The organism is Mycolicibacterium sediminis (genome assembly GCF_010731735.1).
GTDB classification, from domain to species: Bacteria; Actinomycetota; Actinomycetes; order Mycobacteriales; family Mycobacteriaceae; genus Mycobacterium; species Mycobacterium sediminis.
In genome coordinates, this window is sequence record NZ_AP022588.1 from 2793329 (window position 1) to 2807459 (window position 14131).

Here is a 14131-nt window from a genome sequence, read left to right on the forward strand (position 1 = left end):
CGGCTACTCCGCCGGATGTGTCCGCCCGAACAGCATGTCGGCCTGAACGGCTCGGCCCTGGTCGTCGCTCACCGTGCCGTAGACGCAGATCAGGTGAAAGCCGTGCTCTCGCAGCCACACGATGACGTCGTCCGCCTTGGCCTGACCCTCGTACAGTTCGACGAACGAGCCCTCGGCGCACACGTAGGCGAAGTCGGGGAGGAACTCCGCGCAGCCCCGCAGTGCCTCGAGTTCGAAGCCCTGGACGTCGAGCTTGAGCATGGCCGGTGACTGGATCGACGCCCGGTCGATCAGGTCGGGCAGTGTGCTGACCCGCACCTCCTCGGTCCGTACCTCGGCGGTGCCCTTGAACATGTCGGACTGGGTCGACGTGATGGGCAGCAGGGACGACGAATCGTCCTGTCCCGACACGTGCATCGTGGCTTCCCCGCCCACCGGCCCGAGGGCCGTCTGATGCAGGGTCACCCGGTCGTGGCCCGCGAAGGTGCGTCGGAATCGTTCCGCAGGCCCGGCCAGCGGTTCGATGGCGATGATCGAGGCCCCGGGGAAGTGCTGTAGCGCGAACAACGAGAACTGTCCCCGGTTCGCTCCGACGTCGATCACGGTACGAAGGTCGAGATCACCCAGGACCCTGGTGTGCTCGACCGCCGCTGCGACGCGGTGACGCAAGAGCGCCGAACGGAACGTCGGCACCCGAAGGATTGCCGCCAGCTTGACGATGCGCTTCACGCGTGGTCCGCCTTCCCGATCGCCGCGGCGATCGTCCTCGCGCACACCAGGCCGGCGTGTCGCGCCTCGAAGTTGTCGACGAAGCAGGAGCGCGCTCGCTCCCGAACGTCGTTGCGCTGGGCGTCCGACAATGCCGCCCAGCCGTCCAGCAGTTCCCGCGCACCCGCTTCGGTGTCGGGCGCGACGAAACCCGCCCCTGCACCGACGATCTCGCGCCAGATGTTCACCTTGTCGGTGATCAGGACGGGCAGCGCGCACGCAAGTGCTTCCGCGAGCACGATCCCGAAGTTCTCCGAGTGCGAGGTGAGTGCGAATACGTCGGCGGCCCGGTAGGCCCCCCACTTCACGTCGCCGGTGATCATCCCCGCCCACGTCACGCGCTCCGCGATGCCCAGCGCGTCGACGAGTTCGACGAGTGTCGCCATCGTGCCGTCGGAGTCCGGGCCGGCGAGCACCAGGTGCGCGTGCGGCTCGGATCGACTCGATTCCGCGAACGCCCGGATGAGGAGGTCACAGCCCTTCTTGGGGTGCAACCGGCTGAGGAACAACGTGATCCGGCGTCCGCGGAGATGGGGATGCGCGGCGTAGAACGCGGCGACCTGCCGGTCCGCGTCACCGGGCGGTTCGGCGATGCCGAGATTCACGATGGCCTCGGTGGCCCGATACGGCGTGAACGCGGTTGCCGCAAGGCGTCGCTCCTCGTCGCACGTGTACAGCACCGCCCGGGCGTCGCGCAGCACCCTGCGCTCGATCAGCTTCCAGTACAGCGACTTCTTCGCATGCTTGCGCGGGTATCGTTCGGCGAACCACGGGTCGAGGGCGCCGTGGACGAAGACGAAGTACGGCACACCCTGCCGCCGGCACACCGACCGCACTGCCACACTCTGGTACTGCCAGATGCCGTGGACGATGACGGCGTCGTAGTCGTCGACGTGCGTTCGGAGCCAGTCGACCAAACCGTGGTTGTACCGGTAACCCGCCATGCGGAAGCCGAGGGCCACCGGATTGCCGGGGACGTCGGCCAGCCATGGAGAGCTGGGTTCGTCCAAGGTCACCACGTCGACGTCGAAGCCGTTGGCGCCGAGCGCCGAGGTCAGTTGGTTCACGACGACCGGAGGCCCGCCGTATTCCGGATCGAGCGTGCCCGTCACCTGGAGGAGACGCAGTGTCGCCCTGGGCCCGTCGATCACGCCGACCCGTCCGGTGGTCGGCGCCGCCCGGCTCCCCGAACCAGGTCGCGACACCACTGGTCGTATTGCGCGATGGCGTGGTCGGCGCCCAGCACGCGGTGTGCGTAGTCCTGGCCGGCCGACCCCATCGCACGGCAGGCCGGCGGGTCGTCGACCAGTCGCAGGAGTGCGTCGATCAGGGCGGCGGGGTCGCCGGCCGGAACCACGACACCGGCACCGGCTCTGTCGACCTCCTGTGCGGTGACGCCACCGGGATCGGTCGACGCGAGGACCGGACGCCCGGCGGCGAAGTAGGACGTCAACTTGCTGGGCACGGCCATCTCTCCGACGCCGGGTCGCTCGTTGAGCAGGAGTACGTCGGCGGCGGCGAGGACGTCGCGGTAGACGTCCTCGTCCACCGACTCCATGAACTCGATGCGGGCGACCTCCGTCGCCCTCTCGACCAGCGCGGGGCGCTGGTTGCCGTCGCCGAGCATGATGAACCGGACGCGGAGTTCGCGGGTGTCGGCGACCTTGGCGGCGTCGACGACGTTCTCCAGACCCTGCTTGACGCCCATGTTGCCGCTGTGCAGGACGATGCAGTCGTCTGGTGACCAGCCGAGCCGTGACCGGAGTGCCGCTACGTCGGTCGACGGGTCACGCGCTTCGACGTGGGTCCAGTTCCTGATGACCCGGACCCGATCACGAGGAACGCCCATGTCGGTTGTGGCGGCGGCGAACCTGTCGTGGATGACCGAGACCCCGGTTGCGGCTCGCAGAATGGATGCTTCGAACTTCGTTGCAGCGTCGGCCATTCCGCCACTCATCGCGCCGGTCTCGACCACGCCGCGGCCGTACAGGTCCTGCACGATGACCCCGACCGGGGTGCCGGAGGCGCGCGCCCTCGCCACCACCATGCCGCTCGCGATGAGTGACGGGCTCATCGTCAGGACGACGTCGGGCCGGCCCCAGCGCGCCGCCACCGCCTTGCCGCCGAAGGCGGATTCGAAGGCCAGGCGATGCTTGAGACTCGGATTGCTCGGAACGTAGGACGGCAGGCGTCGCACCGTGACCCCGTTCTCGCTGCGGGTGGTCCCGACGAGATGACGATGCTCCTCGGCGACGTGTCGGTGCGGGTAGTGCGGCGGGGCGGTGAGGACGGTGACCTCGTGCCCGTTCGCCACCAGACCTTCCGCGAGGGCCGTCGTGTACGGCGCTATCCCGGTGTGCTCGGGGAAGTAGTTGACGCTGCAGACGCAGATTCGCATGCGACCCTCCGGCACGCTCACCGGAGGTGTCATCGTCTGATGACGGCGACGTTGTCGCGGAACCATGCCACCGTAGACGTGATGCCATCCCGCAGTGGGACGGTCGACGTCCAGCCCGTGTCGGTGAGCAGTGACGTGTCGAGCACCTTGCGCGGTGTTCCGTCGGGCTTGGTGCGGTCCCATTCCGTCCGTCCCCGGAATCCGGTGGCGTCGGCCACCATCTCGGCGATCTCGGCGATCGTGTGATCCCTACCGGTGCCGACGTTCACGTGCCCGGCGGCGTCGTAGTGCTCGAGGAGGTGCAGGCAGGCGGATGCGCAGTCGTCGACGTGCAGCAGTTCCCGTCGCGGACTCCCGGTGCCCCAGTTGGTCACCACGTCGAGATCCGCATCGACCGCCTCCGAGTACCGACGGATGAGGGCGGGCAGCAGATGTGACTGTTCGTAGGTGAAGTTGTCCCCGGGTCCGTAGAGGTTGGTGGGCATCGCCGAGATCCAGTGCAGCCCATGCTGTCTGCGGACTGCCTGTACCTGGAGGATGCCCGCGATCTTCGCGATGGCGTACGCGTCGTTGGTCGACTCGAGTGGGCCGGTCAGCAGCGCGTCCTCGGTGATGGGTTGCGGAGCGAACTTCGGGTAGATGCAGGACGAGCCGAGGAAGAGCAGACGTGGAACCCGAACCTCGGCAGCAGCATCCATGAGATTGACCTGGATCTGCAGGTTCTCCGAGAGGAAGTCGGCCGGGTAGGTGTCGTTCGCCCCGATCCCACCGACCTTGGCCGCCGCGACGACGACGGCGCTCGGGCGGACGTCGCGCATGAACTCGAAGACCGCGTCCCGGTGCGCGAGGTCGAGTTCACTGCGCGACCGTACGACCAGGTCGTCGAATCCGGCTGCCTCGAGGGCCCGGACCAGCGCCGAGCCCACCAGGCCGCCGTGTCCGGCGACGAAGGTGGGCGCAGCGCGGTCCAGTGCGTAGGGCGGGGGGTTCATGCGCTCACGCCGACGGCCAGCCCGCGACCAGCGGCTGGTCGATCCACGGTCGGCCCTCGCATTCCTGGGCGGTGACGTCGGCCGCCACCATCAGACGCGCGAGATCGGCGCTGTGGGTCTTCGCCTGCCAGCCCAGGGCCCGCTCCGCCTTGCCGGCGTCCCCGATCAGCGCGTCGACTTCCGTTGGGCGAAGGTAACGTTCGTCGAACACCACGTGGTCTTCCCAATCGAGGCCGACGTGTGAGAAGGATGCCTCCACGAATTCGCGCACGGTGAAGCCGCGCCCGGTCGCGAGGACGTAGTCGTCGGCGACGTCGCTCTGCAGCATCATCCACATGCCCTCGACGTACTCGGGCGCGTAACCCCAGTCGCGGACCGCGTCGAGGTTGCCGAGGTAGAGCTTGTCCTGCACCCCGGCCTTGATGCGCGCGACCGCTCGGGTGATCTTTCGGGTCACGAAAGTCTCGCCTCGGCGCGGTGATTCGTGGTTGAACAGGATGCCGTTCACGGCGAACATGCCATACGCTTCGCGGTAGTTCCGGGTTGCCCAGTACGAGTACACCTTTGCGGCGCCGTAGGGCGACCTGGGGTAGAAGGGCGTGTCCTCGTCCTGCGGCGGCGGCGACGCACCGAACATCTCCGACGAGGAGGCCTGATAGAACCGGCAGTCGAGTCCCGAGAGCCGCACGGCCTCGAGCAGTCGCATGGAACCCATGCCCGTGGTGTCGCCGGTGTGCACCGGCTCGTCGAAGCTCACCCGGACGTGGGACTGCGCCGCCAGGTTGTACACCTCGGCCGGCTTGATCGTGGTCAGCAAGGTCACGAGCCGTGCGCCGTCGGTCAGGTCGCCGTAGTGCAGGAACAGCCGGGCGTCGGGTTCGTGCGGATCGACGTAGAGATGATCGATTCGCGAGGTGTTGAAGCTGGACGACCGGCGAACCAGACCATGGACCTCGTAGCCCTTGGACAACAGCAGTTCGGCCAGATAGGAGCCGTCCTGCCCTGTGATCCCGGTGATGAGTGCGCGCTTGCCTGCCGGTTCGGTCACGTGCGGAGGTCCTTCGCTCGGGGCTTGAGGTGTCGGACGGTCGCGGACCCGCCGCCGACGATCTCTCGGCGATGGACCTCGGCAAACGATTCAGCGCAACCAGCGATGATGTGTTTGCGGGGCAACTATAAACCATCTTACGGAGCATGCCGTCCCAACGGCGTTTCCCGACCGCCCGACCGTTGCCACGCGTGGTCGGTGACGAGGTGGGCCGGCGGTGCGCCCGCGCGCAGAGCCGGTCTCGGGTCTCGCTCGGGGCCCGGCTCTAGTCGAGTTGGAACTTCGCGTCGTCGAACTCCATCACCGGGGTGTTGTAGGAGTCGCGATCCCACCATTCGAAGTCGGTGACCTCGCGAATGAACCGCGCGGGCACCCCGGCGTAGAGGCCGGACTCGGGCAGGTCCTCGCGTCGTTTGGCCTTGGTCAGCAGGGACCGGGCAGCCAATACCGACCGCGGGGGCAGCTCCGAGTCCATCAGCAGCGTGCAGCCGGTACCCGTCATCGCGTTCTCGCCGAGGACGATCCGGCCGACCTTCGTGCGGTTCTCCATCAGGTCGATCTCGTGACTCTGGAAGATGCTCCTGATCCCGCCGATGCCCGCGCGTGCGCGCAGGATCACCTGGCCGGAGCAGTCGAAGTAGTGCCGGTTGGTGACGGTGCTCAGGTCACCCATGATGAATTTGCCGACCAGCGGGCTGAACAACTGGTAGTCGGCTGCCGCGGTGAACTGGTTGAAGTTGCCAATGAACGCCTTGGCTCCGACGTCGACGGTAGACAGATTCCGGAAGACGTTGAACGTCGCGATGGCCGATTCGTCGCCGATGGTGAATCGTCCGCAACCGATGACGATGCTCGGTCCGAGCGACACGTCGCGCCCGATCTGGTTGCCGAGGCGCCGCAGAGCCCAGGTCTTGATGTCGCTGTTGGGGAGCATCCACAGCAACAGCGACAGCCACTTGTTCGGCCGGACGTTGGGCAGATGGTGATTCGTCAAGAGAGACCGTCCCGAGCCAGATGGGTTGACCGCCAAACCCTAGCGCACCCTCGATCAGCCGTAAGGGCCATTGGCGCGCCGTCGGGCATGCGTTCGCGGGCAACGCGTCGGGTGAACGCTCCAAGGTAGGTTTGCGACATGCGTAGATGGTCGATCGGGGTTGCGGTGGCCGCCGTTGCCGTGTTGTCGATCGGCCTCGCCGTGCAGGCGCCGACTTCCGCAGCGCTCGAGGCGCCGAGCGCCGGATACGGATTCAGCCAGTACGGCGGCGACGTCAGGCTCAGTCAGCAGACCCTCGACCGCGAACTCGACGCCGTGGCCAAGACCAATGCGACCTGGCTGAGGGTGGTCGTGGACTGGTTTCGTGTCGAGCCGGTGGAAGGTCTCTACGACTGGAGCTACATCGACGGCGTCGTGAATTCGGCTCGCGCCCACGGTCTGAAGGTGTTGATGATGGTCGCCTTCGCCCCGGACTGGGCGCGGGCGCCCGGCACGTCGTGGAGCGCGCCGCCGCAGAACGCGGCCGACTTCGGCGACTTCGCAACGGCGGCGGTCGGCCGGTACGGCACTCGAGTCTCCAGCTGGGAGATCTGGAACGAGCCGAACTCCTCCGATTACTTCGGTTCCACCGGTGACGCCGCGGCGAAGTACACCGACCTGCTCAAGGCCGCCTACACCGCGATCAAGAAGGTTCAGCCCGGCGCGACGATCGTTTCGGCCGGGATGAGCCGTACCGGCGAAATCCCACCCGCGACGTTCCTGTCGCAGATGTACGCCAGCGGCGCGAAGGGATACTTCGATGCGACGGCGATGCACCCCTACGTGTCACCGGGAGGGTTGGACGCGGACTCGTATGGCGGATGGTCCGCGGTCGGGCAGATGCACGGGGTCATGGCCGCCGAAGGGGACGGCGCCAAACAGATCTGGATGACCGAACTCGGCGCACCGACCATGCCCGCGCCGGACGGGGTGACCCAGGACGAGCAGGCGAAGCAGATCACCGACGTCCTTGCCGCTGCTGCTGCCACCGGGTACAGCGGACCCGCCTTCATCTTCACCATCCGCGACGGCGACGGCATGGCAGCCGACCCGGAGGGCAACTACGGCGCGCTGCTGACCAACGACTGGCAGCCGAAGGTCGCCGCGCGGGTTCTTTCGAGGTAGGTGGTCACCCGACGTCGCGGCTCTCGGCCCAGACGTCGGTGAAGCCGGCCCGCGAATCCGTCATGGCGTTGTCCGCGTACACCTCGAAGGTCGCGAACGAGCCGGCCCACTCGGCGATCCGGGGATCCCTGATGACTCTGTGTTCGCCGTCGGGCAGGGTGACGTCCACGCGTTCGCCCTCGATGACGACCTGGGTCTCGTGTTCCGTCGTGCCGTCCTGCGCGAGCGGGACGTCGAACTGCTCGTAGCCCAGCGTCTGGAGGCCGGTCCCCGGTCCGCCGCCGGCGGGCCACACCCCGAAGCTCCAGAATTTGGGAGTGATGTTCAGGTGTACCGAGAAGGGCAGATTCAGACCGTTTCTGGAGACCACCAGCGCCATCGCACCCTGTGATCCGCCCCGAGGCGCGAACGTCCACCGGGCGCCGATCCTGGTGATCGGTCCACCCAGGTCGGCGGAGGTGTAATAACCGGCGGCACGGCCGGGGCCCGACGGGTCGTTGGTCAGCCGTCCCCCCGCAATCCTGAGCTGGGCTCCTGGATCGCTCGGCGGGTCTGCCGCGAGTGTCGCCGGACCGGGCCCGAACGTCGGCGGGGGCGGGCCGTCCGCGAGGCCCGCCATGCTCAGCCGCGCTTCGCCGATCAGAGGTGGTTCCGCCACGCTCTGCCGGTTGCAGCCAACAGCCACCGCAATGACGAGGAGCAGGGACAGCGCTGCCAGCAGCCGGTGCGGAGTCAGCACGGTCGGTCTGATCGGCAGCCGTGAATTGCGAGACGTCATGGTCTGGTCATGGTCGCACGGGCGGGACTCACCGACCCAGCAGCAACGAGTCGCCGCCTTGCATTTTCGCCGTTCTCGGCGTCCAGCGTCGGCCTGGAACGCGCCGACGACGAGACCGTCGACCAATCTGGGGCTTCGAAAGACGTTCTGAGCGTGGGGTTGTGAGGAGCGGTGTCCTCGTCCGATGACGGCCACCGCCACCACGGCGTAGCCTGACCATCGGTCCTGACCGAAATTCGCGGACCCGCCCGGCAATGCAAGTCGACGACGAAGTGGGAATGACGATGGTGCAGTCGACGCTGCGAGTGCTCGCCGCGATCGCCGTGACGGTGCTCGCGGCCCTCGCGCTGTACTTCGTCTTCCTGCACGGGAAGGATCCCACGGACCCACGCGTGCAGTCCGCGGCCGCCGGACACCTCGTGTCGAGCGACCCACATGGGTGACCAGCCGCTGAGTCGCCGGGTCCGGGTGGTGTCGGGCACCCTCGACCAGATCTTCTCCAGCGCGAGCAACGGCCTCATCACCTTCGCGATCGCGGTCGTGTCGACGCCGCAGACCTTCGGCGACATCGCGCTGATGATGATGGCGCTCGTCGCGGTGATGGGCACCATGCGGGGCGCGATCGGGACGCCCCTGCTACTGAAGGCGGATCAGACCAGCGCCCAGATCAGGCGGGAGGGCTCGTTCGCGTTGGTCGCCGGGGTCGTCGTCGGCCTGATCCTGGCGCTGTTCATGCTGACCTATGGTCGGACGGTCGGCCTGCCGGCCGTCCTGCTCGCCGTCTCGGCGCCGTTCGTCCTGTGTCAGGACATGCTGCGATACGTCGCGATCGCCGAGGGGCGGCCACACGTCGCGGCCCTGTGGGACGGCATCTGGTGTCTCGGGACGGTCGGATTGCTCGTCGCAACCTGGTTGGACGTCGTGACGGTCCCGTACGTCCTCGGGGGATGGGGTGGGCTCGCCCTCGCCGCCTTCGTCGGGATGGCGGTGAGTCTCCGGGTCGTCCCACGGGTCCGCGGCATCGTGACGTGGGCCGCAGCCGGGTGGCAGCATAGGGTCAGATACGGAATCGACGCCGGCATCGAACAGGTCACCGTGTTCCTCGTCCTGACGATCGTCGCGGCGATGCTGGGTTCTGCCGCCACCGCGGCGTTGCGCGGCGCAACGGTGTTGCTGGCCCCGCTGGCGATCCTCGCGTCGGCGTTCCAGCTGATCGTCATCTCGGAGAGCACGCGGAGTTCGTCCCAGCCAAGGGTCGTGTGGCAGGGCATCGTGCGTTTCGCCCTGGTGATGGTCTACGTCAACGTCGTGGCGGGCCTGCTGCTCTGGTCGCTGCCGGTGCACCTCGGCGCCTACCTGCTCGGCGAGTCGTTCGCACCGGCGCAGCAGGTGCTGCCCATCGTGGTGGTGGAGTACGGCGCGGTCATGCTGTCGCTCGGGCTGGGAATCTTCCTCAAGACGTTCAACCGGAGTACCGACGCGATCGTGTTCAAGATCGGCACGATGGTGGCCACGCTCGTCGTCTCCCTGGGCGCCGCCGTGCTCTTCCCCAGCGCGACCGGGGTCGCCGTGGGACTGGCGGTCGGCACGATCCTCGGGGGCACAGTCGGGCTTGCGATCATCGCGCCGTGGCAGGCGCGCGCTCGCGCCGAGTCGGTGGACATCGCGGCGGCGGCACCGAGGGTCTAGCCGGGCGAGGAATCACTTCTGCCGGTGTCCTCGTGCGGGTGCCTGCCACGCTCTACAGTCGCGTCATGCCCTACCCGGACAACGTCTTGGCCGCCGACGAGCGCGTGGTGCTGCACCGGCACCCGCACTGGAAGCGCCTGATCGGCCCGATCCTGGTGTTGCTGCTCGTCACCGCGGCGGCCGCCTTCGGCGCGGCCGTCGTCAATCAGACGGACTGGGAGCCCACCGCCACCAACATCGTGATGATCGTCATCGGCGTGGTGTGGGCGATCATCGTGGGGTGGCTGGTCCTATGGCCATTTCTGAACTGGCGGACAACGCATTTCGTCATCACCGACCGTCGGGTGATGTTCCGCCACGGATTGCTGACCCGGCAGGGCATCGACATCCCGCTGGCGCGGATCAACAGCGTCGAGTTCCGGCACGGTCTGCTCGACCGAATGCTGCGCACCGGCACGCTGATCATCGAGTCAGCGGCGCAGGACCCACTGGAGTTTCACGACATCCCGCGCGTCGAGCAGGTGCACTCCCTGCTCTATCACGAAGTCTTCGACACCCTCGGTTCCGAGGAGTCGCCGAGCTGAGCGGCGCGACGGCGTGAGCCGATCGGGGTGATCGTCCCGGCGTCCGGGGCGGCCGGATCGGGGGTGGGCGTGATGCCCTGACCCGCGCTGCGACCGACGCCGTGGTGGCTCTCGTAGTCGTCTTCGAGTGCCTCGGCGATGCCACCCGCGGTCATGGTGGCCTCGACGGCCTTATCCGGGTTGCGGCCGAACTCGTCGGGGAACACCCAGCGCCGGAACGCCCAGAACCGGAACGCCATCTGCAGCAGGTTGCCGATGATGTACGCCGAGATGAAGTCGGCGATGTTCTCCATCGTGAGCGACACCTCGGGCACGCGCAGACCCAGCACGTAGCTGGACACCCACAGCGGGGCCATGCTGAGCAGCACTCCCACGCCGCTGACGCCGAAGAACAGCAGCGCTTCGTGGTGCCGCTCGCGGCCGCCGCGATCGCGGAAGCTCCATTCGCGATTCAGGATGTACGACGCGATGACCGCCACGATGCCGGCGATGATCTTCGCCGTGACGGGCTTGGGCTCGAGGATCGTCAGCTTGAGCGTGAAGAAGATCGACGAGTCGATCACGAACGTGGAGGCGCCGACTATCGCGAACTTGATCAGTTCGTGATGCCGCTCAGCGAAGGGCCGAACCGCGCGGGGAAGCCGCGCAATGGTGGCATCAGCGAAGGACACGAGAGCCGAGTCTACGGAAATAGGGCCCCTGACGCGTACCCGTGCAGGTCGCAGCCGGTGCGGACGGGTGCTGCGGGCGTGACACCATGACGGCATGAGCGGCGACGGGTTCCGGCCTCCGGTGGTGGCGATGGTAGGCGGTGGACAGCTGGCCAGGATGACGCATCAGGCGGCGATCGAACTCGGTCAGACCCTGCGCGTGCTGGCCGCCTCGGCAGGGGATCCCGCGGCTCAGGTCACCCCCGACGTCATCGTCGGTGCCCATACCGACATCGACGCGCTGCGCCGCGCCGCCGAGGGCGCCTCGGCGCTCACCTTCGACCACGAGCACGTGCCGACCGCGCTGCTCGACGAGCTGGTCCGCGAGGGCGTCAACGTCGCGCCGCCGCCCGGGGCCCTGGTGCACGCGCAGGACAAGCTGGTGATGCGCCGCCGGTTGCAGGCGCTGGGCGCACCCATCCCGCGGTTCGTCGAGGTGACCCGTCCGTCGGACGTCGACGAGTTCGCCGCCGAGGTCGGCGGGCCCGTCGTCGTCAAGGCCGCGCGCGGCGGCTACGACGGACGCGGGGTGACGCTCGCCAAGGACGTGGCCGAGGCGCGGGCGGTCGCCGAGCGCTACCTCGCCGACGGTGCCCCCGTGCTGATCGAGGAGCGCGTGCACATGGTTCGCGAGTTGTCGGCACTGGTCGCACGCTCGCCGTTCGGTCAGGGTGCGGCGTGGCCGGTGGTGGAGACGGTGCAGCGCGACGGGATCTGCGTCGAAGTGCTCGCGCCGGCTCCCGGCCTGAGTCGGGACCTGGGCGTCGCTGCGGAGCGGCTGGGGCTGCGGCTCGCGCAGGAACTGGGGGTGGTGGGCGTGCTGGCCGTCGAACTTTTCGAGACTGCGACCGGCGAGCTGCTGGTCAACGAGCTGGCGATGCGCCCCCACAACTCCGGCCACTGGACCATGGACGGCGCCGGCACCAGCCAGTTCGAGCAGCACCTGCGGGCGGTGCTGGACTACCCGCTCGGGACGACGGGTCAGATCGCGCCGGTGACGGTGATGGCCAACGTGCTGGGCGGTTCCCGAACGCCGGAGATGAGCATGGACGAGCGGCTGCACCACCTCTTCGGCCGCCTGCCCGAGGCGCGTGTGCACCTCTACGGCAAGGGGGAGCGCCCGGGCCGCAAGATCGGGCACGTCAACGTGCTCGGGGCGCCGGGCGGGTCGCTCGACGACGCCACTTACGTGGCGGACGTCCGGGAGCGTGCCGTGCGGGCGGCACACTGGTTGGCCACTGCGGAATGGACGGATGGATGGTCGGGACATGAGTGACGACGAACGGACCGCGCGCCCACGCGTCGGCGTGATCATGGGCAGCGACAGTGACTGGTCGGTGATGGAGGACGCGGTCACCGCCCTCGTCGAGTTCGAGGTGCCGTTCGAGGTGGGCGTCGTGTCCGCACACCGGACGCCCGGTCGCATGTTGGACTACGCGCGCACCGCCGCAGGCCGGGGCATCGAGGTCGTCATCGCGGGGGCCGGCGGCGCGGCGCACCTCCCCGGCATGGTCGCTTCGGCGACCCCTCTGCCGGTGATCGGCGTGCCGGTGCCGCTCGCGCGGCTCGACGGGCTCGACTCGCTGCTGTCGATCGTGCAGATGCCCGCGGGTGTTCCCGTGGCGACCGTGTCGATCGGCGGGGCGCGCAACGCCGGCCTGCTGGCCGTGCGGATCCTGGGGTCCGCGGACGTCGAACTCCGGGAACGGATGGAACGGTTCCAGGGCGACCTCGAGGCGACGGTCCTCCGGAAGGATGCGGCGCTGCGCGACCGGTTGCTCGGCGACGTCGCGAACCCGGGTAAAGTTACCGGTGAGTAGCGAGGAGTCTCACCATGTCGATCGGTAACCCGTCCTTTGACGTCTTCAAGTTGTCCGACGAGCACCACGAACTGCGTTCGGTGCTTCGTGATCTGTGCGAGAAGGAGATCGCGCCGTACGCGGCCGATGTCGATGAGAAGGCGCGGTACACCGACGAGGCGCTGAAGGCGCTCAACTCGTCGGGCTTCTCCGCCATCCACATCCCCGAGGAGTACGGCGGCCAAGGCGGCGACTCGATCACGGCCTGCATCGTGATCGAGGAGGTGGCGCGGGTGTGTGCGTCGTCGTCGCTGATCCCGATCTGCAACAAGCTCGGCACGATGGGCATGCTCCTGCGCGGCTCCGAGGAGATCAAGAAGCAGGTCCTTCCGTCGATCGGCGCCGGCGAGGCCACCGCCTCGTACGCCCTCTCCGAGCGGGAGGCCGGTAGCGATGCGGCGGCGATGCGCACCCGTGCGAAGGCAGACGGCGACGACTGGGTGCTCAACGGCTCCAAGTGCTGGATCTCGAACGGCGGCAAGTCGACCTGGTACACGGTGATGGCGGTGACCGATCCCGACAAGGGTGCCAACGGCATCTCCGCGTTCGTGGTGCACGCCGACGACCCCGGGTTCAGCGTCGGGCCCAAGGAACGCAAGATGGGCATCAAGGGCTCACCCACCACCGACCTCTACTTCGAGGACTGCCGCATCCCGGGCGACCGGATCATCGGCGAGCCCGGCACCGGCTTCAAGACCGCCTTGGCCACGCTGGACCACACCCGCCCGACCATCGGCGCGCAGGCCGTCGGCATCGCGCAGGGCGCACTGGATGCGGCGATCACCTACACCAAGGAACGCAAGCAGTTCGGCAAGTCCATCAGCGACTTCCAGAACACCCAGTTCATGCTCGCCGACATGGCGATGAAGATCGAGGCCGCCCGGCTGATGGTCTACAGCGCCGCGGCGCGTGCCGAGCGCGGTGAGCCCGACCTCGGCTTCATCTCCTCGGCGTCGAAGTGCTTTGCCTCCGACGTCGCGATGGAGGTCACGACCAACGCGGTGCAGCTGTTCGGTGGCTACGGATACACCGTCGACTTCCCGGTCGAGCGCTTCATGCGGGACGCGAAGATCACCCAGATCTACGAAGGCACCAATCAGATTCAGCGCGTCGTCATGTCGCGCTCGCTGCTGAAGTAGGCGCCATC

The 14131-nt window shown here is 68.0% G+C and carries 15 protein-coding genes; 7 read left to right on the forward strand and 8 right to left on the reverse strand.

Annotated elements, in window-relative coordinates:
* Positions 1-3 precede the first annotated feature (3 nt).
* From G6N64_RS13390 to G6N64_RS13415, 6 genes are all read right to left on the reverse strand, one after another.
* Entirely contained in the window at positions 4-729 is a 726-nt protein-coding gene (locus G6N64_RS13390; RefSeq protein WP_197748353.1) for an FkbM family methyltransferase, read from the reverse strand.
* Positions 726-1919, reverse strand: a complete 1194-nt coding sequence (locus tag G6N64_RS13395; RefSeq protein WP_163797502.1) for a glycosyltransferase — start codon at positions 1917-1919, stop codon at positions 726-728. The genes G6N64_RS13390 and G6N64_RS13395 overlap by 4 nt, the downstream gene beginning before the upstream one ends.
* Entirely contained in the window at positions 1916-3199 is a 1284-nt protein-coding gene (locus G6N64_RS13400; RefSeq protein ID WP_163797503.1) for a WcaI family glycosyltransferase, read from the reverse strand. Before G6N64_RS13400 ends, G6N64_RS13395 begins: the two co-directional genes overlap by 4 nt.
* Positions 3196-4158 carry a GDP-L-fucose synthase family protein gene (locus tag G6N64_RS13405; RefSeq protein WP_163797504.1) on the reverse strand — a complete coding sequence of 321 codons (963 nt, stop codon included), beginning with the start codon at positions 4156-4158 and terminating at the stop codon, positions 3196-3198. Before G6N64_RS13405 ends, G6N64_RS13400 begins: the two co-directional genes overlap by 4 nt.
* 4 nt (positions 4159-4162) lie before the next feature.
* Positions 4163-5206, reverse strand: a complete 1044-nt coding sequence (gene gmd / locus G6N64_RS13410; RefSeq protein WP_163797505.1) for a GDP-mannose 4,6-dehydratase — start codon at positions 5204-5206, stop codon at positions 4163-4165.
* 265 nt (positions 5207-5471) lie between these two features.
* Complete coding sequence (locus G6N64_RS13415) at positions 5472-6200, reverse strand: acyltransferase (protein ID WP_246231143.1); 729 nt, start codon at positions 6198-6200, stop codon at positions 5472-5474.
* Positions 6201-6338: 138 nt separating this feature from the next.
* Between G6N64_RS13415 and G6N64_RS13420 the strand changes: the two genes are divergently transcribed.
* Positions 6339-7364 (forward strand): GH39 family glycosyl hydrolase, encoded by a 1026-nt coding sequence (locus G6N64_RS13420; RefSeq protein WP_163797506.1) that lies wholly within the window; start codon positions 6339-6341, stop codon positions 7362-7364.
* A gap of 4 nt (positions 7365-7368) precedes the next feature.
* Here the strand turns inward: G6N64_RS13420 and G6N64_RS13425 are convergent, their stop codons facing one another.
* Positions 7369-8142 (reverse strand): hypothetical protein, encoded by a 774-nt coding sequence (locus tag G6N64_RS13425; protein ID WP_163797507.1) that lies wholly within the window; start codon positions 8140-8142, stop codon positions 7369-7371.
* Positions 8143-8420: 278 nt separating this feature from the next.
* Between G6N64_RS13425 and G6N64_RS13430 the strand changes: the two genes are divergently transcribed.
* The 3 genes from G6N64_RS13430 to G6N64_RS13440 all read left to right on the forward strand — a co-directional run bounded on the left by G6N64_RS13430 (position 8421) and on the right by G6N64_RS13440 (position 10415).
* Entirely contained in the window at positions 8421-8585 is a 165-nt protein-coding gene (locus tag G6N64_RS13430) for a hypothetical protein (protein ID WP_163797508.1), read from the forward strand.
* The gene (locus G6N64_RS13435; protein WP_163797509.1) at positions 8578-9831 is read left to right on the forward strand and encodes an MATE family efflux transporter; all 1254 of its coding nucleotides are present in this window, start codon (positions 8578-8580) and stop codon (positions 9829-9831) included. The genes G6N64_RS13430 and G6N64_RS13435 overlap by 8 nt, the downstream gene beginning before the upstream one ends.
* A gap of 65 nt (positions 9832-9896) precedes the next feature.
* On the forward strand, positions 9897-10415 hold the full coding sequence (locus tag G6N64_RS13440) for a PH domain-containing protein (RefSeq protein WP_163797510.1): 519 nt from the start codon (positions 9897-9899) through the stop codon (positions 10413-10415).
* Here G6N64_RS13440 and G6N64_RS13445 read toward each other — a convergent pair.
* Positions 10370-11086: a GtrA family protein gene (locus tag G6N64_RS13445; RefSeq protein WP_163797511.1), complete on the reverse strand. Its 717-nt coding sequence runs from the start codon at positions 11084-11086 to the stop codon at positions 10370-10372. The genes G6N64_RS13440 and G6N64_RS13445 overlap by 46 nt on opposite strands.
* 94 nt (positions 11087-11180) lie before the next feature.
* Here G6N64_RS13445 and G6N64_RS13450 point away from each other — a divergent pair, with 94 nt between their 5' ends.
* Genes G6N64_RS13450 through G6N64_RS13460 form a run of 3 tightly spaced genes read left to right on the forward strand, consistent with a single transcriptional unit; the run spans position 11181 to position 14123 of the window.
* Positions 11181-12401, forward strand: coding sequence for a 5-(carboxyamino)imidazole ribonucleotide synthase (locus tag G6N64_RS13450; RefSeq protein WP_163797512.1), 1221 nt, complete (start codon positions 11181-11183; stop codon positions 12399-12401).
* A complete protein-coding gene (purE, locus tag G6N64_RS13455) occupies positions 12394-12945 on the forward strand; it encodes a 5-(carboxyamino)imidazole ribonucleotide mutase (RefSeq protein WP_163797513.1) in 552 nt (183 codons plus the stop codon). The genes G6N64_RS13450 and purE overlap by 8 nt, the downstream gene beginning before the upstream one ends.
* 14 nt (positions 12946-12959) lie before the next feature.
* Positions 12960-14123 carry an acyl-CoA dehydrogenase gene (locus G6N64_RS13460; RefSeq protein ID WP_163797514.1) on the forward strand — a complete coding sequence of 388 codons (1164 nt, stop codon included), beginning with the start codon at positions 12960-12962 and terminating at the stop codon, positions 14121-14123.
* Positions 14124-14131 lie beyond the last annotated feature (8 nt).

Excerpts from the sequence above, each read along its gene's own strand:
- purE (WP_163797513.1), top strand. The coding sequence starts at position 12,394 with ATGAGTGACGACGAACGGACCGCGCGCCCACGCGTCGGCGTGATCATG.
- G6N64_RS13440 (WP_163797510.1), top strand. The coding sequence starts at position 9,897 with ATGCCCTACCCGGACAACGTCTTGGCCGCCGACGAGCGCGTGGTGCTG.
- G6N64_RS13425 (WP_163797507.1), bottom strand. The coding sequence starts at position 8,142 with ATGACGTCTCGCAATTCACGGCTGCCGATCAGACCGACCGTGCTGACT.
- G6N64_RS13450 (WP_163797512.1), top strand. The coding sequence starts at position 11,181 with ATGAGCGGCGACGGGTTCCGGCCTCCGGTGGTGGCGATGGTAGGCGGT.
- G6N64_RS13460 (WP_163797514.1), top strand. The coding sequence starts at position 12,960 with ATGTCGATCGGTAACCCGTCCTTTGACGTCTTCAAGTTGTCCGACGAG.
- G6N64_RS13420 (WP_163797506.1), top strand. The coding sequence starts at position 6,339 with ATGCGTAGATGGTCGATCGGGGTTGCGGTGGCCGCCGTTGCCGTGTTG.
- G6N64_RS13405 (WP_163797504.1), bottom strand. The coding sequence starts at position 4,158 with ATGAACCCCCCGCCCTACGCACTGGACCGCGCTGCGCCCACCTTCGTC.
- G6N64_RS13400 (WP_163797503.1), bottom strand. The coding sequence starts at position 3,199 with ATGACACCTCCGGTGAGCGTGCCGGAGGGTCGCATGCGAATCTGCGTC.
- G6N64_RS13430 (WP_163797508.1), top strand. The coding sequence starts at position 8,421 with ATGACGATGGTGCAGTCGACGCTGCGAGTGCTCGCCGCGATCGCCGTG.
- G6N64_RS13435 (WP_163797509.1), top strand. The coding sequence starts at position 8,578 with ATGGGTGACCAGCCGCTGAGTCGCCGGGTCCGGGTGGTGTCGGGCACC.